Origin of the sequence: Paenibacillus rhizolycopersici (assembly GCF_014947195.2) — a bacterium.
GTDB classification, from domain to species: Bacteria; Bacillota; Bacilli; order Paenibacillales; family Paenibacillaceae; genus Fontibacillus; species Fontibacillus rhizolycopersici.
The window spans coordinates 193886-211124 of sequence record NZ_JADCNN020000005.1 but is presented as its reverse complement, the minus strand read 5'-3'; the positions used below and the strand labels follow the sequence as shown (position 1 = coordinate 211124).

21 protein-coding genes are annotated in these 17239 nt (G+C 52.2%); 19 read left to right on the top strand and 2 right to left on the bottom strand.

What is annotated here, in order from left to right; translation table 11 throughout:
* The first annotated feature begins 25 nt into the window (after positions 1-25).
* A complete protein-coding gene (locus tag IM700_RS08115; RefSeq protein WP_193415912.1) occupies positions 26-1000 on the top strand; it encodes a patatin-like phospholipase family protein in 975 nt (324 codons plus the stop codon).
* A 47-nt stretch (positions 1001-1047) separates the two neighbouring features.
* Here the strand turns inward: IM700_RS08115 and IM700_RS08110 are convergent, their stop codons facing one another.
* Together IM700_RS08110 and IM700_RS08105 are read right to left on the bottom strand one after the other, a co-directional pair.
* Positions 1048-1371 carry a hypothetical protein gene (locus IM700_RS08110; protein WP_155605473.1) on the bottom strand — a complete coding sequence of 108 codons (324 nt, stop codon included), beginning with the start codon at positions 1369-1371 and terminating at the stop codon, positions 1048-1050.
* 6 nt (positions 1372-1377) lie between these two features.
* Positions 1378-2376 carry a DUF1385 domain-containing protein gene (locus tag IM700_RS08105; RefSeq protein WP_239483695.1) on the bottom strand — a complete coding sequence of 333 codons (999 nt, stop codon included), beginning with the start codon at positions 2374-2376 and terminating at the stop codon, positions 1378-1380.
* 184 nt (positions 2377-2560) lie between these two features.
* On the opposite strand from IM700_RS08105, the gene IM700_RS08100 reads away from it, so the two are divergent.
* From IM700_RS08100 to accC, 18 genes are all read left to right on the top strand, one after another.
* Complete coding sequence (locus IM700_RS08100) at positions 2561-3103, top strand: YqhR family membrane protein (RefSeq protein WP_193415913.1); 543 nt, start codon at positions 2561-2563, stop codon at positions 3101-3103.
* A gap of 88 nt (positions 3104-3191) precedes the next feature.
* Positions 3192-3632: a type II 3-dehydroquinate dehydratase gene (gene aroQ / locus IM700_RS08095; RefSeq protein ID WP_193415914.1), complete on the top strand. Its 441-nt coding sequence runs from the start codon at positions 3192-3194 to the stop codon at positions 3630-3632.
* 285 nt (positions 3633-3917) lie between these two features.
* On the top strand, positions 3918-4259 hold the full coding sequence (locus IM700_RS08090; protein ID WP_155608892.1) for a helix-turn-helix domain-containing protein: 342 nt from the start codon (positions 3918-3920) through the stop codon (positions 4257-4259).
* On the top strand, positions 4238-5164 hold the full coding sequence (locus tag IM700_RS08085) for an IS3 family transposase (protein WP_336244886.1): 927 nt from the start codon (positions 4238-4240) through the stop codon (positions 5162-5164). The genes IM700_RS08090 and IM700_RS08085 overlap by 22 nt, the downstream gene beginning before the upstream one ends.
* Before the next feature lie 428 nt (positions 5165-5592).
* Positions 5593-6666 (top strand): M24 family metallopeptidase, encoded by a 1074-nt coding sequence (locus IM700_RS08080; RefSeq protein WP_193415916.1) that lies wholly within the window; start codon positions 5593-5595, stop codon positions 6664-6666.
* A gap of 158 nt (positions 6667-6824) precedes the next feature.
* On the top strand, positions 6825-7382 hold the full coding sequence (efp, locus tag IM700_RS08075; protein WP_193415917.1) for an elongation factor P: 558 nt from the start codon (positions 6825-6827) through the stop codon (positions 7380-7382).
* A 213-nt stretch (positions 7383-7595) separates the two neighbouring features.
* Entirely contained in the window at positions 7596-8849 is a 1254-nt protein-coding gene (locus tag IM700_RS08070) for an aspartate kinase (RefSeq protein ID WP_193415918.1), read from the top strand.
* A 127-nt stretch (positions 8850-8976) separates the two neighbouring features.
* Entirely contained in the window at positions 8977-9243 is a 267-nt protein-coding gene (locus tag IM700_RS08065; RefSeq protein WP_193415919.1) for a YqhV family protein, read from the top strand.
* A gap of 105 nt (positions 9244-9348) precedes the next feature.
* Positions 9349-10347 carry a stage III sporulation protein AA gene (gene spoIIIAA, locus IM700_RS08060; RefSeq protein ID WP_193415920.1) on the top strand — a complete coding sequence of 333 codons (999 nt, stop codon included), beginning with the start codon at positions 9349-9351 and terminating at the stop codon, positions 10345-10347.
* Positions 10340-10858, top strand: coding sequence for a stage III sporulation protein SpoIIIAB (gene spoIIIAB, locus IM700_RS08055; RefSeq protein WP_193415921.1), 519 nt, complete (start codon positions 10340-10342; stop codon positions 10856-10858). Before spoIIIAA ends, spoIIIAB begins: the two co-directional genes overlap by 8 nt.
* Positions 10859-10918: 60 nt before the next feature.
* Positions 10919-11122 carry a stage III sporulation protein AC gene (spoIIIAC, locus tag IM700_RS08050; protein ID WP_009225775.1) on the top strand — a complete coding sequence of 68 codons (204 nt, stop codon included), beginning with the start codon at positions 10919-10921 and terminating at the stop codon, positions 11120-11122.
* A gap of 11 nt (positions 11123-11133) precedes the next feature.
* Entirely contained in the window at positions 11134-11523 is a 390-nt protein-coding gene (gene spoIIIAD / locus IM700_RS08045) for a stage III sporulation protein AD (protein ID WP_068785165.1), read from the top strand.
* 30 nt (positions 11524-11553) lie between these two features.
* Positions 11554-12750: a stage III sporulation protein AE gene (spoIIIAE, locus tag IM700_RS08040; RefSeq protein WP_193415922.1), complete on the top strand. Its 1197-nt coding sequence runs from the start codon at positions 11554-11556 to the stop codon at positions 12748-12750.
* A gap of 46 nt (positions 12751-12796) precedes the next feature.
* Complete coding sequence (gene spoIIIAF, locus IM700_RS08035) at positions 12797-13645, top strand: stage III sporulation protein AF (protein WP_193415923.1); 849 nt, start codon at positions 12797-12799, stop codon at positions 13643-13645.
* 5 nt (positions 13646-13650) lie between these two features.
* A complete protein-coding gene (gene spoIIIAG, locus IM700_RS08030; protein WP_193415924.1) occupies positions 13651-14298 on the top strand; it encodes a stage III sporulation protein AG in 648 nt (215 codons plus the stop codon).
* A 55-nt stretch (positions 14299-14353) separates the two neighbouring features.
* Positions 14354-15151, top strand: coding sequence for a SpoIIIAH-like family protein (locus IM700_RS08025; RefSeq protein ID WP_193415925.1), 798 nt, complete (start codon positions 14354-14356; stop codon positions 15149-15151).
* A gap of 176 nt (positions 15152-15327) precedes the next feature.
* Complete coding sequence (gene accB / locus IM700_RS08020; protein ID WP_193415926.1) at positions 15328-15825, top strand: acetyl-CoA carboxylase biotin carboxyl carrier protein; 498 nt, start codon at positions 15328-15330, stop codon at positions 15823-15825.
* A gap of 36 nt (positions 15826-15861) precedes the next feature.
* Complete coding sequence (accC, locus tag IM700_RS08015) at positions 15862-17205, top strand: acetyl-CoA carboxylase biotin carboxylase subunit (RefSeq protein WP_193415927.1); 1344 nt, start codon at positions 15862-15864, stop codon at positions 17203-17205.
* Positions 17206-17239 lie beyond the last annotated feature (34 nt).

The following is a 17239-nucleotide window of genomic DNA, read 5'->3' as shown; positions in this document are numbered from 1 at the left end:
ATGTAGGTTGGGGGGAAGGCACCTGATGCTAATGAACGGAGTGTTTGAAGGCGGCGGGGTCAAAGGGATTTCGTTGGCCGGTGCGGTCAGGGCGGCGGAGAAATACGGCGCGCGGTTTCATCGTGTGGCCGGAACTTCGTCCGGCTCGATTATCGCTTCCATGATTGCTGCAGGCTATACGGCTGATGAAATGAAAGAACTTATCTTGACCACGTCGTTTTCAAAATTTCTGAAGCGTGCGCCGATCTTTAATCTGGCGTTGATCGGTCCGGCCCTCCGTGTGCTCCTCAAGAAAGGATTATATGCCGGAGAGGCACTGGAGGATTGGGTGCGCCAGATCCTGCTGGCCAAAGGCATTCGCACATTTGGTGATCTCCCCCCGGGGAAGCTGACGATTATCGCCTCGGATATCACAAGCGGGAAAATCATGGTACTGCCGGACGACCTGCATAACATCGGTCTCAATCCGGCGACATTCGAAGTGGCCCGAGCGGTTCGCATGAGCTGCAGCATTCCCTATTTCTTTGATCCGGTGCTGTTGCGGCTGCCGCCGAAGCTTGCGAAAGGCAAACCGTTCGCCGAGCAGTTTCTACACATCGTTGACGGCGGACTGCTCAGCAATTTTCCATTATGGTTGTTTGATCGCGATGAGCCACGGCACGGGGAGAGGCGTATTCCGACCGTCGGCTTTCAAATGGTCGGCAAAAATACGAATAAGCCGCATGGCATTACCGGTCCGTTTACGATGCTGCAGGCGATCGTAGAGACGATGCTGTCCGCTCATGACGAGCGGTACATCGAGCAGCCCAATCGTTATCGGACGATTAAGATTCCAACGCTTGGCATAGGCACGACACAATTCGATATCAGCGACGAGGAAAGCTTGCTGTTATTCGAATCGGGATTTCTGGCCGGAGACCGATTCTTCGGCAGTTGGAACATGCAGTTGTACGAGGATCAGTTCAAGAAGTATCAGCAAGCGTTCGCCGCGCTAAAATAAACCAAAAGGACGGTACCGCAATTTTAGCGGCACCGTCCTTTTACATTTTAATGATATTTAGGCAAATCGTCATCGCTCTTGCCTTTTTGCCCTTCAATAACTTGAAACGGATACGCTTTGCGTTTATCGCTTCGGGCAGGCTTGCGTTCCGCGGCCACTTTGGCCATTGTACGCGCCGAAGGTTTGATTTTCGGCTGTGCTTTCCGGTATTTCCGCGGCGGGAATTTGTACAGTAGAAAGACGATGCCGATGACGGCGACCGGAACGATAATGCTACTCCAAGGGATCCGATGGCTCACAAAGAGACTGTCGATAATGCCGACGCCGACCAAGAGGACGATGATCCAAAACATGATGCCTTGTTTTTTCATGTTACCTCATCCTTTCAAGGGATCCAAAGCCGAACCAACTGGCGTCTCGAGGACGCCGACTTGTTCCAATTGAGCATCTAACTCACGCATCCGATTAAACGAAGCGATGGATACTTCGACTTGATCGTCGGACGGTTCCTTTGTCGTTAAGAGTTGCAACCATAGACCCGGATACCCGAGGAAACGCAGAATCGGAATGTCCCGAACCGCATTGGTGAATCGCAGCATTTCGAACGAAAGACCAATGACGAGCGGGAGCAACAGCACGCGGATATATACGCGTTCCCAAAGCGAGTCCCAACTGAATATAGGCAAGGAATAAATGATAACGCCAACAATGACTGTCAAAATAATAAAGCTGCTGCCGCAGCGGTAATGCAGACGGCTGTATTTTTGCACATTGGCCGGGGTTAAATCTTCCCCTGCTTCATACGCGGAGATGACTTTATGTTCTGCCCCGTGGTATTGGAATAACCGTTTAATGACGGGCGTCTGCGACATCAGCCACAGATAACCAAGCAACAGGACGATTTTGATCGCGCCTTCGATGAGGGAGTGCAGTGTTTGACTCGCAAAAGCGTGCTGGAACAAGTATTGTTCCAAGAGTGCCGGTACCAAAGTGAAAATCAGCTTGCCCACGATAAAGGACAAGACGCCGACCACGGCAACCCCAAGCAGCATCGTGAGGGAGAAGCCGGACTCCTCTTTTTCCTTCTGTTTGGCGCGTTCTTCCGGGTCCATTTCGTCATCGGCCATCGCCTCTGCCGAATAGTTGAGGTGCTTAGAACCTTTGGCACTGGAGTCGACAATGCTGACGATTCCGCGAATCAGCGGGATTTTGCGCAGCCGTTTGACCCAATCCTTGTCTTCTTTAGGGACCTCCAAAAAGCTGATTTCCCCGGTCTTCCGGCGAACGGCGGTTACGTTGACATATTTTCCACCGAACATGACGCCTTCTATAACGGCTTGGCCGCCGTAAATCGTCGGTGCAGATTGTTCAGGCAAAACTTTCACCTTCCTACAATATATGAGTTTTGTGTGGCGTAAGCGGCGTGACATCAAGATTTGTAATGATTCCATTGTAACGGACTTTGCGGGCAAATTCTAGTTTGTTTAGTCTTTTTGGAAATGCACATACTAACCTTCAAAAAAACGAATGTAAATATTTCTATGGAAAGGAAGGATGCGAATGAAAGCGAACAAGGAAAAATCACATGCGAGGGTTCAGCCATGGCGGCAGCAGCGGCGTAAAAACACCAACATTTGGATGTTTGCGTTGGAGATCGGATTGTTTGCCGGATTGATCTGGGGGGGTGCCAAAGGCTTATTTTTCTATATGAGCTTTACTTCGGTATTGCCCGGCTATCTGGTGGAGCCATTCTTCAAAAATTCGTTCCTGAACAGTCAGGCTGGATATTACATTGGATGGCTGTCGTTTATCGTGTTGTCCATTCTGGCGACGATCCTCTATGTGGTAGCGTTCCGTAAACTGAAAGGCCCGGGCCCGGGGATCTTATACGGCATCGCTTGGTGGGGAATTTTGTTCGGGGTGCTCGGCCCGTTGCTGGATCTGATTCCTCCGCTGCGCGATCTGTCACGGACCACAATCATCAGCGAGTTTTGCCTGTATTTACTGTGGGGGTTGTTTATCGGCTATACCACGGCGGAGGAATATACGGACGAACGGTCGCGTGAACCGAACAAAGCCCGCGAGCAGCATGCGCTTCAATAAGAGAGCGTCCGAAAAGTTATAGCTTCTCAAGCGACTCCCTCCTATGTTAAAATTATTTTTGGTTATTTTTCGGAAAGGGGGAGCCGCCTTGTATCGCATCTTCGTCATGAACGGACCGAACTTAAACATGCTTGGCGTACGCGAGCCCGGCGTTTACGGATCCGAGACACTCGGTGATATCGAAGATAAGCTGAAGGAACTGGCTGTGCCAAACGGGCTGGAGCTTTCCTTCTTTCAGTCCAACCATGAGGGCGAGCTGATTGATCGAATTCACGCCGCCTACGGAAACTCGGACGGAATTCTGCTGAATCCAGGTGCGTTGACGCATTACAGCTATGCGCTTCGGGACGCCCTGACTTCGGTGAAAATTCCTGTGGTCGAAGTTCATTTGTCTAATATCCATGCCCGCGAGGCGTTCCGTCATACCTCGGTCATTGCGCCGATCGCTGTCGGTCAAATCTCCGGATTTGGATCCTATGGCTATGAAATGGGACTGCTGGCGTTGAAACGGCATTTGGAACGGGGATAGCCGGAGGTTTCTAAACCAAGTGACCTTGAATTGACCTTGGATTCGACCGGTTGGCTTGAGACGAATAACTGCAAAAGTGCAGGAATTTCGGGCGATATTGGAGCTTAAGTCGAAAAAAGATGCAAAAATGCAGGGATTTTGGGTTGAATGAGCGTTATAGTCACTTTTTGCGAAATAAAACTGTATTTTTGCAGGTATTCACGTGATGTCTATAAAGCCCCCTAATCACTTTGGACACTTTCAGGCTAAACAATATACAATAAATATTAGCCGGAGGTAGTCCGTATGAGAGTTCAGCATAGCAAGTTCGACGAGTTAAGAATACAGGTCGTCGAGGAGGCACTGGACAGGGGGAATGTGGCTTTAACAGCTCGCAAACATGGAATCTCCCCCTATTCCTTGTACAAGTGGGTGAAACAATATAGGGATGAGGTGGAGATAAACATGGGTAAGAAAAAGGACATAAAGCATCTTAATGATCCACAGACGGCTCAAGAGTGGGAGCAGAAATATGAACAGGCAGCGAAACTCCTTGGCGAGAAAGAACTGGAGATCGCGATACTTCGAGATCTTGTAAAAAAAAAGTATCCCCACATCCAATTCAAGTGGCCCGAAAATGGATCCTAAAGGGCTACAAGGTAGCTCCTGTGCTTAAAATCTGTGGTGTTCCGCGTTCATCGTACTACTATTCGCTCAAGCATACGAATCCTAAACAAGCCCCTCAAGGTGGGCGTCCCGTACCCGGATACTCCTATACCTTTGAAGGGAGGAAGGTGGCCGATCCGCGGATTAAACACCTGATTATGAAGCTGCTGGAAAGTGAGGAATCCGCCTATGGATACCGGAAACTCACGATTGCCTTACGCCGGCAGCATCATCTTAAGATTAACAAGAAGAAGGTGTACAGGCTCTGCAAGGAGCTCGATATCCTAGGCAAGCCGGTAAAACCTAAACAGTCTTATCCGCGCCGTCTCGCAAACAATATGGAGGTTACAGGACCCAACCAGCTGTGGCAGATGGATATTAAATATGGTTATATCGCCGGTCTGGAACGTTACTTTTATACCGCAAGTATTATCGATGTCTACGACCGTAATGTGGTTGGACAATACCGCGGCAAGGAGTCCAAGACGAAGGATCTGCTTACCACACTACACAAATCCCTCTTAAAAAGAGGCGTGTACACCCAAGAAACGCCGCTAGTTGTTCGTACCGACAATGGCCCGCAGTTCAAGAGCCACAAGTTTAGAGAGTTTTTCGAGAACAACAAAGAGTTACTGATCCATGAAAGAACACCGAACCGAACTCCAAACAAAAATGCGTACATTGAGTCATTTCACAGTATCTTGGAGCGTGAGTGTTTCAAGCGGCACATCTTTATGAGTTTTGAAGAAGCATTCGATGTTCTTGACCAATTCATGGACTTTTACAATAACCGCCGAATTCACATGAGTTTATATGGCTACTCTCCCGCTGAATTTGCAGTGAAACTGGAGAGAAACGAAGTAAACGCGTTTAAAGTCGCCGTATAGTTGAGCTGAACTAAGGTTTGATCCTAAAGTGTCCAATATTCAGGGGCCTGGCCGATGTTGCCCTTTTTCAAGAGAATAACTGTATTTTTGCAGGAATTCCTTGGATTCATGTGGCAGATTCGATGCCGACCTCGCAACGCAGCCAATGCTTCGTGATCCAAAGATGGCATTTTGAACTACCGATTCAAATGAAGGTTCAAAAGGGCAGGTTTGGAGCACCGAGAAGGTTGGATGAAGTTAGGGAGTGAGTAGCGGAGCGTAGCTGCAAGCTACGTGAGCAACTGAAATGTTTCCGAAGGAAACATGCTTCGGAAGCATCGGCTTGGACCGGCTGAATTCAAGATTCGACGCCGACCTCGCATCCCAGCCAATGCTTCGTGATCCAAAGATGGCATTTTGAACTACCTTATAATAAGGGAGAGTTAGTTATGGCGAGTACACGTGTAACCCGGCTCCGCGAAGCGATGACATCGCAGCAGATCGAAGCCGTACTGATTACCGGAGAAGTGAACCGCCGCTATTTGACGGGATTTACGGGAAGTTCCGGCTATGTGCTGATTACGCATCAACAAGCCTGGCTGTTAACGGACTTCCGTTATTTGACACAGGCGGCCGAACAAGCGCCCGGGTTTGAAATTGTGGACCATGGTGCATCGGTCACTGGAACCATCCAAAGCCTGCTGCAACAAGAGAACATCGATCGGCTTGGATTTGAAGAAGAGCAAATGGTGTTTGCCACCTTCCGTTCTTACGAGCGCGAACTGCAGCCGGTGACGCTTGTTCCGCTGAGCGGTATGGTAGAAGAGCTGCGCATCTTCAAGGACGCTGAGGAATTGGCGATCATGAAAGAAGCAGCCGAACTGGCTGACCGGACTTTCCTGCATATGTTGGACGTCCTGAAGCCGGGAATGAGCGAATGGGATGCCGCGCTGGAGCTGGAAACGTTCATGAAGAAGAACGGGGCGACGGGTCCTTCCTTCGATACGATTATGGCCTCCGGGGAACGTTCCGCTCTGCCCCATGGCAGAGCAAGCGAACGCATCATGCAAACGAACGAGCTGGTAACCATGGATTTCGGCGCCTTGTATAAGGGGTATTGCTCTGATATTACACGGACGGTTGCTTTGGGAACACCAACCGCCAAGCTGCGCGAAATATACGATATCGTCTTGGAAGCCCAACTGCATACGTTGGAATTCCTGCGTCCGGGGATGACTGGGCGGGAAGCCGATGCCTTGGCGCGTGACGTCATTACCCGTTACGGCTACGGCGATCAGTTCGGCCATAGCACCGGGCATGGCCTCGGGATGGAAGTGCATGAGGCCCCTCGCGTATCCAAAGCGAGCGACACGGTCTTGAAGCCGGGGATGGTCGTCACCGTGGAACCGGGGATCTACTTGCCGGGGATCGGCGGCGTTCGCATCGAGGACGATGTCGTGATCACGGAGACCGGAATCCGCCGGTTGACAGAGTCGACGAAGGATTTCATCGCGCTCGGCTAAAATAAGGGTGACGACGGTTTGATGTAGCCGGCACCCGGCTGTACGTGGTTTCGCAGGGACTCCAAGGTTGGGGGAAACAGCAGCTTACGTTGGCCGCTTGAATTTTGGGTATTTTTCAATTTTAATAGAGATGTTAACCCACTTGAGGAGGTACTTTTGTGATTTCAGTAAACGATTTTAAAACAGGCTTGACCGTCGAGGTGGACGGCGACATTTATACGGTGTTGGAGTTCCAACACGTAAAACCGGGGAAAGGCGCGGCGTTCGTCCGCTCCAAGCTGAAAAACCTGCGTAACGGCAACACGGTGGAAAAAACATTCCGCGCCGGTGAAACGATTGGCCGGGCGATGATTGAAAACCGCGACGTGCAATACTTGTATGCCAGCGGCCAAGAGCATACGTTCATGGATAACGAAACTTATGATCAGTTCTCGTTGACTTCGGATCAACTGGAGTGGGAGCTGAACTTCCTGAGAGAAAACATGAACGTCAAGATCGTCAGCTACCAAGGCGAAATTCTCGGGATCAACCTGCCGAACAGCGTCGAGCTGAAGGTAATTGAAACCGAACCGGGGATCAAAGGGAACACGGCTACCGGCGCAACCAAAAACGCGAAAGTCGAAACCGGCTTGAATGTTCAAGTTCCGCTCTTCATTAACGAAGATGATGTGCTCCTCATCGATACACGCGAAGGCAAATACATCTCGCGGGCATAGAATTCCCTGCGGTTGTTTGGTACAAGGCTCCGCTTCAGGCGGGGTCTTGTCCATCAAGCGGTATCCTCCACCTGACCTGGGTGGGGGAATTTTTGTTAATATCCGCAAAACCATTGACGAACTTCGGGGCTTTCGTATTATACTGGTTTAAAGCGTTACTGGATTTAATGGGCTGAACGCTCCAATTCGGAGCACCATTAGGGAGGGTCTGACTTGGCTTTATACGTGATGAAATTTGGAGGTAGCTCTGTAGGCGATACGGAGCGTATGCAGCGCGTCGCCCGGCGCGTTGTGGAAAAACAGCAAGAAGGGCATCAGGTCATGGTAGTGGTCTCTGCGATGGGCGATACAACGGACGATTTGATTGATCAGGCGAAGCTGTTGAATCCGAATCCGCCTCTGCGGGAAATGGATATGCTGATGACAACCGGCGAGCAAATCTCCATCGCGCTGCTGGCGATGGCCATCGACGCGCTTGGTGCTAAAGCCGTTTCTTATACGGGCTGGCAGGCCGGTTTCCGCACGGAAGCAGAGCATGGTAGAGCCCGAATCAACGATATTAAGCCGGATCGAGTGCTGAAATCGCTGGAAGAAGGGAATATCGTCATCGTCGCCGGCTTTCAAGGGATGACCGAGGGCGGGGAGATCACCACGTTTGGTCGCGGCGGTTCCGATACGACGGCGGTAGCTTTGGCGGCAGCGACAGGTGCAGATTATTGCGAGATCTATACGGACGTGGACGGCATTTATTCCACCGACCCGCGGATTGTGAAGAATGCCCGTAAACTGAATGAAATTTCTTACGACGAAATGCTTGAGCTCGCGAACTTAGGCGCTGCGGTCCTGCACCCCCGTGCGGTGGAATATGCGAAGCACAACAAGGTCCGGCTCGTGGTCCGCTCCAGCTTTAACTATCATGAAGGTACGGTTGTAAAGGAGGAAGTCAATATGGAACAAGGTGTGGTAGTCAGCGGAATCGCTTATGATAAGAATGTGGCCCGCATCAGCATTCTGGGCGTGTCGCATGTCCCTGGCGTGCTGGCGAAGGTATTCGGCTCTCTGGCCAATGCGAAAATCGATGTGGACATCATCGTTCAAAGCGGTGTAACGGACGGTAAAGCAGACTTCTCCTTTACGGTGGCCTTGTCCGATTGCGACAAAGCGGTGAAAGTACTGGAAAGCATCCGTGGCGACCTGCCGTATGAGAATGTCACGTCTGAGGAAGGACTCGTGAAGGTGTCGATCGTTGGCGCCGGCATGGTTAGCCATCCGGGCGTCGCAGCGCAAATGTTCGACGTAATCTCGAAGCAAGGCGTAAATATCGTCATGGTCAGTACCTCGGAAATCAAGGTGTCCTGCGTCATCGACGGAAGCAAGCTGAACGAAGTCGTGACCGCGCTGCATACGGCCTACGGTTTAGATGCGGAGAGCACTGCTTTCGTTGGCGGGCCGCAAGATCGCCGGTAACTTACGGTACCCTGGAAAATATCAAAACGAAATCCCCTGGAGCTATGGCTTCGGGGGATTTTTTTTAATAAATAGAAATTGTCGGGCATATCGTTAAGAGAACGGATGGGACAAGAAGGAGGTACATATGCTTGATAAATTCGTGACAAGTATGGCGGCCTTACGCATCTTCTCGGGAACAGTCGAGATCCTGGCTGCGCTGCTGATGCTTAAGTTGGGAAGGGTAGACAAAGCGCTCGCCGTCAATTCGGCGCTAGCATTCGTTGGGCCAACCATTCTGCTCATCACTACGTCCATCGGCCTTGCCGGCATCGCCGACAAACTTTCCTGGGGCAAGATGGTATGGATTGGCTGCGGCGTGGCGTGTCTCTTAATCGGTATTTTAAAGAAATGATAGAGTTCCCTAGCATAATGGCAAAGTACAAGCATACACATGTCATATAGCAAAAAACAAACCAATTAAGAGATGCATGAAAGTAAGAGTTTTGGGGGTACGTCTATGAACCCAAGTTGGTTAACCGTATTTCCCGACAATCTCCGGGCTTTGCTGCTCAAGCTTCCGCCTTCTATCTTTCCGGGTTTGGAAGAGATCCGCATTCGCGAGGGACGACCGCTAGAGATTAACGCAGGCGGCCGCTACTACTTTCTAACGCCCGACGGAGAGATGACGAGGAATCCGGACGCTGCGTACAAGCCGGGCAAGCAAGACGGCAATCGTCTGCTCGATCTGATCACAAACCATTCGCTCTACACGATGGAAGAAGAGCTTCGCAAAGGGTTTATTACGATCGCGGGCGGACATCGGATTGGACTGGCTGGCAGAACCCTGCTGAGCGGAGGAAGGGTCGAGCATCTGCGCGACATCAGTGGGTTTAACGTGCGGATTGCCCGGGAGATTCGAGGCATCGCCGATCCCATCCTGCCGAAGCTGCTGGATTTCAGGCACAAAACGGTGAATCACACTTTGATCCTGTCGCCGCCGCAGCAAGGGAAAACGACGCTGATCCGAGATTTGGCCCGCCAGATCAGCAGCGGAACCTGGGGGCATCCCGAAGCGTCCTGGCCTGGATTGAAGGTCGGGGTGATCGACGAACGCTCGGAGATCGCCGGCAGCAAGCGGGGGGTGCCCGGCTTTGACGTCGGTCCGCGTACCGATGTGATGGACGGTTGCCCGAAGGCCGAGGGGATTATGATGATGATCCGCTCCATGTCGCCAGATGTCCTTATCGTTGATGAGATCGGCCGACCGGAGGATGCCGAGGCTTTAGCTGAGGCGCTTCACGCCGGTGTGCGGGTGATCGCCACGGCGCATGGATCGAGCGTGGACGATTTGGCGGCCCGCCCTGCGTTGTCCAAGCTCACGGAAAGCTCCTTCTTCCAAATGTACGCGGTACTGGCGCGGACGGACAAGGGTCTGGCATTCAAGCTGTGGGACGGCAAACGCCGCGGCATTCCGGCGGCCGCACCCGGTTGGAAAGGCAGGGAAGAGTATGTTTAAAATGTTTGGCGCCGTACTCGTTCTGCTGACCGCCACCTTGGCAGGTTTCATGCAGGCCAGACAATTTGCCGCCCGGCCCAGCCAAATCCGGCGGCTCATCCTTGCTTTAAAACGGCTTGAAACGGAAATCATGTACGGCTTCACCCCGCTGCCGGACGCCCTTCGGAGAATCGGGGAGCAAAGCGGGGAGCCGATCCGGGCGATCTTCGTTAATGCGGCGGACAACATGAGTTCGGCCCACCCTTGGACCGCCCAAGAAAGTCTGGAGCAAGCCGTTATGAAGCTGTGGAAATATACCGCCATGAAGGCGCCTGAGCAAGAGGTCATCCGGCAGCTCAGCTTGACACTCGGGACAAGCGACCGGAAAGACCAGCTGGGCCACTTGGCCACGGCGGTGCGGCAGCTGGAAAGCGAGGAATCGACGGCACGGGAAGAACAAGCCCGCTATGAGAAAATGTATCGAAGCTTGGGTCTATTGTGCGGAGCGTTCATCGTCATTTTGTTCTACTGAATACCATTTCCCTCCACGGCTGATTGTCGCCTGTGAAATTGTTAGTGAGGTGCCAAATCAATGAACATAGAAGTGAACGCCATTTTTCAGATTGCGGGCATCGGCATCATTATCGCCATGATCCATACGGTGCTGAAGCAGATGGGAAAAGAGGACATGGCGCATTGGGTGACGCTGATCGGGTTCGTTGTCGTCCTGTTTATGGTCATCCGGCTGCTTGACAGTCTGTTTCAGGAAATCAAATCGATCTTCTTATTCCAGTAGGTGAGCGCACCGTGGAAATCATCCAAATTGTAGGGCTTGGGCTCATCGCAACCGTGCTGGTCCTGGTCGTCAAGGAACAAAAGCCGATGTTCGCATTCCTGATCGCCGCAAGCACGGGCGTTCTGATCTTTCTGTATCTGATCGGTAAAATCGGCGGGATCATTGAGGTATTGGAGGATCTGGCCGATAAGTCCGGAGTCCAGATGATCTATCTGAAGACGATTCTGAAAATTATCGGAATCGCTTATATCGCCGAATTCGGTGCGCAAATCGTACGAGATGCCGGACAAGAGAGCATCGCCAGCAAAATCGAGATGGCGGGAAAAGTGCTCATCATGGTGCTCGCCATTCCGATCATCAGCATTATTATCGAGACGGTCATCAAGCTGCTGCCGGCATAGAAGGTTGCATCAGATTGGGGAGAAGGACTTATGCTCGCTACGAATGAACGATGGCGCGGCACGACGCTGCTCTTGATTTTGCTAGGAGTGCTGCTGTTTTGGTACATGCCCGTCATCGCCTCTGCCGAAGGGGAAGGAGATAACTGGATCCAGCGCCAGGCCGAGGAGCTTCCAACCGATCAGGTCGAAAGGTATTGGCAGCAGCTGATGAAGGATTACGGGGGATTTTTCCCGGATCAGAAGGTTCCGTCTTTTATGGATATGCTCCTGCAACAGGATCAAAGCTTCAGTCTAAAATCGGGACTAGGCGGTCTGATGCGATATATGTGGCATGAAGTCCTTTACAACGGGCACATTTTGGTCACTATCGTGCTACTTTCCATCTTCAGCATGATCCTTGAAACTTTGCAAACCGCGTTCGAACGCAAGCAGGTGAGCAAAGTGGCCTACTCCATCTGCTACATGGTGATTCTAGTTCTGGCGATCAACAGTTTTCATGTGGCGATCACGTATGCCACGAATGCGATCAGCGGGATGATCGACTTCATGATGGCGATGGTACCGCTGCTATTCACGCTTCTGGCCTCCCTTGGAAATGCGGTGACAGTGACGGTGACCCATCCATTGGTCGTGTTTATGGTCCACGCAGTAGGAACGACCGTGCATACGATCGTCTTCCCGCTGTTGTTCTTCTCGGCGGTGCTGCACATCGTCAGCTCGTTGTCCGACAAATATAAGCTCACCCAGCTCGCCAATTTACTGCGAACGGTCAGCATGGCTTTATTAGGGGTACTGCTCACCATTTTTCTCGGCGTGATTTCCGTCAAAGGCATCGCCGGGTCAGTGGCGGACGGGGTCACGCTGCGGACGGCCAAATACTTAACAGGCAATTTCGTACCGGTCGTCGGCAAGGTATTTGCCGATGCTACGGACACGGTCATCTCGGCTTCCCTGCTTGTCAAAAATTCGATCGGCTTGGTCGGGGTCATCATCCTGCTGTTCCTCTGCGCTTTTCCGGCGATCAAAATTATCACGCTGGCGTTGATCTTCAACCTGGCTGCGGCGGTCATGCAACCGCTTGGAGATTCGCCGGTCATCACTTGCCTGGAAACGATCGGAAAGAGCATGCTGTACGTTTTTGCGGCGCTGGCCGCGGTGGGCATGATGTTCTTCCTGGCGATCACGATCATGCTGACCGCCGGGAACATCACCGTCATGATGAGGTGAGACGCCTTACGGACAAGAACGACTTTACAAGGGGTGGTGATCATGCATGGATTGGCTGGCGGAGTGGCTGAGAGAAATTATCTTCATCGTACTGATTGCGGTGTTTATCGATTTGCTGCTGCCCAACCGCGCGATGGAGCGCTACGTCAAATTCGTGGTCAGCCTGCTGATCCTGCTGACGCTGCTATCCCCGGTGATGCGCTTCTTCTCGGCGGATGCCAAAGACCAGCTGGAGGCCGCGTTTGCGACCAGTTGGGACGGACTGGGGGGCGATTCACCGGGCCCAAGCACGGAGGTGATCCTGCAGCAGGGGGAGAGGTTAAGACAAAAGCAGGAATCCGAAGCGCTCGCATGGGCAGGGGAGGAGGCGGCGAGACAAATGAAGCAACAAATTGAACGTTCGACCGGGCAGCAAGTCGACCGGGTCACGGTGAAGCTAAAAACAGAGCCCGCAAAAGTTCAAGCCGGCACTACCGGAACAACTCCGCCTGCTGCGGAGCCGGTGATCTCTGAGGTCGAGGTCGTCATGGCGCAGGTCAAGCCGGAAGAGGAGGGCGCTGATCCCGGGGCAGCCGGACGGGGGCCGGAGGTATCGATCGCACCGGTAGATAAGATCCAGATCAGCGTGAATACGAAAGAGAATTCCGGTGAACCCAGGGGCGCGCTAGGCCAGGCCGAATCACAGACAAGTACGGCGATGGCCGGATCCGGTGAAGACGAAATAGCAGGGGAACTTGCCGAATCCAGAGACAACTCCAAAGACGATGGCGGGTCGGCTGCAACCCCGTTGGTCTCGCAAATCGAAGAATTGCTCCGGCAGAACTGGGGCGTAGATAAAGAGGCAGTCACGGTCCTTGGGGCCGCAAATCTAACCGAAGATAACGCCGGGAGGTGATGAAAGTGCCGGGATGGCTGAAGAAACTGGAGCAATGGCTTGGCCGGGGAGCGGAAGGCAAAAAAACCGCAAGTACGTTTCGTTGGCTGCTGATCCTCGGGCTGGTCGGGATCGCCATTATGCTGTTCAATTCCTTCGTAAACGTCAAACAGCTGGAACCCAACGGCGAAGGGAGCCGTGAACCGCCTATGATGCAGGAAATCGCCGGATCGTCAGGAACCACGGGCGGAACGGGGGAGGATGATTTCAGCAGCATCGAAATGACGCTCGAAGGCAAGACCAAGGAAATCCTGGAAAAAATCGTGGGAGTCGGTGCGGTGGATGTGCTTGTCACCATTGATTCGACAGAGGAGATCGTAGTTCAGCGAAACATCAAGGATTCGCAGGAGTTAACGGAAGAAAGCGATGCGGATGGAGGCAAACGGCACATCACCCAATATACCCGGGACGGTCAGATCGTCACCTATGAGGCTTCAGGCAGCGAGCAGCCGATCGTGACCAAGAAGATCAAACCCAAGGTTCGCGGCGTCCTGATTGTAGCACGGGGAGCGGAGAACAAAACGGTGAAAAGCCTGATCGTCGATGCCGTCGAAAAGGGGCTGAACGTGCCGGCTTATCGGATCTCCGTCGTACCGCGCAAGCAATCTCAATAATTAATAATCAGGAAGCAAACGTTTATTTTTAATAATTTTGAGGAGGAATTCCATTATGAAATCCAAAAGACAAACGATTTGGCTGGTATCCATGCTGAGCTTGATGGTCATTTTATCTGCCTACTACCTGTTTACGGAGGATAGTCCGAAGACTTCGACGCCAACCGACGGACAGCAAGTTAGTACGACAAATAACGGGATGAACGGAAATGCGGCGGGGGATGACGTGATCTTGTCGGAAGTGACGACGGACGGAAGTGAGAACGGCAGCATCGTTACGGACGACACCGCGGCTGCAGATCAAACCGAAGCAACTGCCGGCAACGATGGAACGGAACAGGCGGACGTAGCGAAAACCGATGACGTTGCGACTTCCGATAATACGCAAACGACGGATGCCGGTAAAGCGGCGGAAGGCACCCCGGCTACTACGAATGACGAGCAGAAGCCAGCGGCAACGGATGAAGATGTGCTGAGTCAGTTGGAAGCCCAAGGCGTATCCTCCACGGACACGCTGAACGCGTACCAATTCGCCCGGACCCAAGACAACATGAAGAAGCAGGAAGAGCTGATGCAAGCGATTGGCGACGAGAACAAAACGTTGGACGAAGCCGCAATGGCTCAACAAGAATTAAGCGCTTTGGAAGAGAAGGAAGCAAAAATCTATGATATCGAGGAAAGACTCAAACAGCAGTACGCCAATGCCGTCGTAACGGAAGCGGACGACAAGTACAAAGTGGTCGTTGTCAGCGAGAAGATGGAAGCGAAAGAAGCCGTAAGCATCATGGACCTGGTGATCAAGGAACTAGGCGTATCCCAGGATAAAGTCAGCGTACAATACGTGACGCAATAAGGATAACAGCTCTTAAAACTAGGGACCGATAGGTTCCGATCTCTGGAAGGGTCCGAGGTAACTTGGACTCTTTCCATTTTGATCGATTATGATATAATACATAAAGTTATGAGCCGAGAAGGCTTATGGTTTAAGGCCAAGGCTTTTCCTACAAAGCTGAAGGAGAGAGTGAGAATATGTTTAAGCTGAGTGAAATCAAAGAATTGATCGAACTGCTGGACCAGACGTCCGTGCATGAATTAGAAATTGAAAATGAAGGCGCTCGCTTGTGCATTCGCAAGAACGCAGTGAGCGAAGTCGTTCACGTGCAGCCACAGATGGTTACCGCAGTTCCGCAAAATATTCAGGCTGCCGTATCGGTACCGGCCCCACAAGAGAACGTATTGGCACCCCAAGCGACGGAAGCAGCCCATTCCGCTGCACATGCAGCTAACTTACATACCATAGCTTCGCCGATGGTCGGAACATTTTATCGTTCCTCGTCGCCGGAAGCCCAGCCTTACGTGAACATCGGCGACAAGGTCGGCGAGAAGACGACGGTCTGCATTATCGAAGCGATGAAGCTGATGAATGAACTGGAGGCGGAAGTCAAAGGTGAGATCATCGACATCCTTGTGGAGAATGGACAGATGGTCGAATACGGGCAGCCTCTCTTTTTGGTGAAGCCGGAGTAAAAGAAGGAGCTTTCCAAAGGAGGATACGAGAATCTCATGAAATTCCATAAAATATTGATTGCTAACCGCGGCGAGATCGCCGTGCGGATCATTCGGGCTTGCCGCGAGCTGGGGATTTCCACCGTGGCGGTTTATTCCGAAGCGGACAAGGATTCGCTGCATGTGCGCTTGGCCGACGAAGCTTATTGCATTGGACCCACGCTGTCCAAGGACAGTTATTTGAACCTGACGAACCTGATGAGCGTAGCGACTTTGACAGAGTGTGATGCGATTCATCCCGGTTATGGGTTCCTGGCTGAAAATGCCGACTTCGCAGAAATCTGCGGTTCCTGCAACATTACATTCATTGGGCCTTCTCCGGAAGCGATCACCCGCATGGGGGATAAAGCGATGGCGAAGCAAACGATGAAAGAAGCGAACGTGCCCGTCATTCCCGGCTCGGACGGTTTGATTGAGGATCTGGATGAAGCCGTCATGGTGGCGCGCGACATCGGATATCCGGTTATCATCAAAGCGACGGCCGGCGGCGGGGGCAAAGGGATCCGTATCGCCGAAGACGAGGAATCGTTGATCAAGCAAATTACGACGGCCCAACAGGAAGCGCAGAAAGCTTTCGGTAACGCCGGCGTGTATCTTGAGAAGTATTTGACCGGCATGAAACACGTGGAAATTCAGATCATTGGCGACAAGCATGGCAACGCCGTATACTTAGGCGAACGCGACTGTTCCGTACAGCGCCGTCGGCAGAAGCTGGTCGAAGAGGCACCTTGCCCGGTGCTTTCGCCGGAGAAACGGCGGGAAATGGGCGAGGCTGCGGTTCGAGCCGCGCAAGCCGTCAACTATTCCGGTGCGGGAACGCTGGAATTCTTGCTTGGGCTGGACGGACAATTTTATTTCATGGAAATGAATACGCGGATTCAGGTGGAGCATCCGGTCACCGAAATGGTTACCGGCGTCGATTTGATCCAAGAGATGATTTCCGTGGCCGAGGGGAATCCGCTTTCCTTCACTCAGGAGGACATTCAGCTGAATGGTTGGTCGATCGAGTGCCGGATCAACGCCGAGGATCCTACCCGCAACTTTATGCCATCTCCGGGCAAAATCGGCTTTTACTTGCCGCCGGGTGGTCCGGGCGTTCGCGTCGATAGCGGGGCTTATCCAGGGTATACGATTTCGCCGCATTACGATTCGATGATCGCCAAACTGATCGTTTGGGGACCTACACGGGAGGTAGCGATCGCCAAAATGAAGCGGGCGCTGTCCGAATTCGCCATCGAAGGCATTCATACGACGATCCCCTTTCACCAGAAGCTGTTGGAGCATCCGACATTTATTAAGGGTGACTTCGATATCAAATTTCTGGAAGAAAACGAGATATAGAAAGCCGCTGCGAGTTTGTCATAATGAACCCAAA

Bases quoted from the DNA above. Each gene is read 5' to 3' on its own strand.
- IM700_RS08115 (WP_193415912.1), top strand. From the start codon at position 26: ATGCTAATGAACGGAGTGTTTGAAGGCGGCGGGGTCAAAGGGATTTCG.
- IM700_RS08110 (WP_155605473.1), bottom strand. From the start codon at position 1,371: ATGAAAAAACAAGGCATCATGTTTTGGATCATCGTCCTCTTGGTCGGC.
- IM700_RS08100 (WP_193415913.1), top strand. From the start codon at position 2,561: ATGAAAGCGAACAAGGAAAAATCACATGCGAGGGTTCAGCCATGGCGG.
- IM700_RS08090 (WP_155608892.1), top strand. From the start codon at position 3,918: ATGAGAGTTCAGCATAGCAAGTTCGACGAGTTAAGAATACAGGTCGTC.
- IM700_RS08080 (WP_193415916.1), top strand. From the start codon at position 5,593: ATGGCGAGTACACGTGTAACCCGGCTCCGCGAAGCGATGACATCGCAG.
- IM700_RS08065 (WP_193415919.1), top strand. From the start codon at position 8,977: ATGCTTGATAAATTCGTGACAAGTATGGCGGCCTTACGCATCTTCTCG.
- spoIIIAA (WP_193415920.1), top strand. From the start codon at position 9,349: ATGAACCCAAGTTGGTTAACCGTATTTCCCGACAATCTCCGGGCTTTG.
- spoIIIAB (WP_193415921.1), top strand. From the start codon at position 10,340: ATGTTTAAAATGTTTGGCGCCGTACTCGTTCTGCTGACCGCCACCTTG.
- spoIIIAC (WP_009225775.1), top strand. From the start codon at position 10,919: ATGAACATAGAAGTGAACGCCATTTTTCAGATTGCGGGCATCGGCATC.
- spoIIIAE (WP_193415922.1), top strand. From the start codon at position 11,554: ATGCTCGCTACGAATGAACGATGGCGCGGCACGACGCTGCTCTTGATT.
- spoIIIAF (WP_193415923.1), top strand. From the start codon at position 12,797: ATGGATTGGCTGGCGGAGTGGCTGAGAGAAATTATCTTCATCGTACTG.
- IM700_RS08025 (WP_193415925.1), top strand. From the start codon at position 14,354: ATGAAATCCAAAAGACAAACGATTTGGCTGGTATCCATGCTGAGCTTG.
- accB (WP_193415926.1), top strand. From the start codon at position 15,328: ATGTTTAAGCTGAGTGAAATCAAAGAATTGATCGAACTGCTGGACCAG.
- accC (WP_193415927.1), top strand. From the start codon at position 15,862: ATGAAATTCCATAAAATATTGATTGCTAACCGCGGCGAGATCGCCGTG.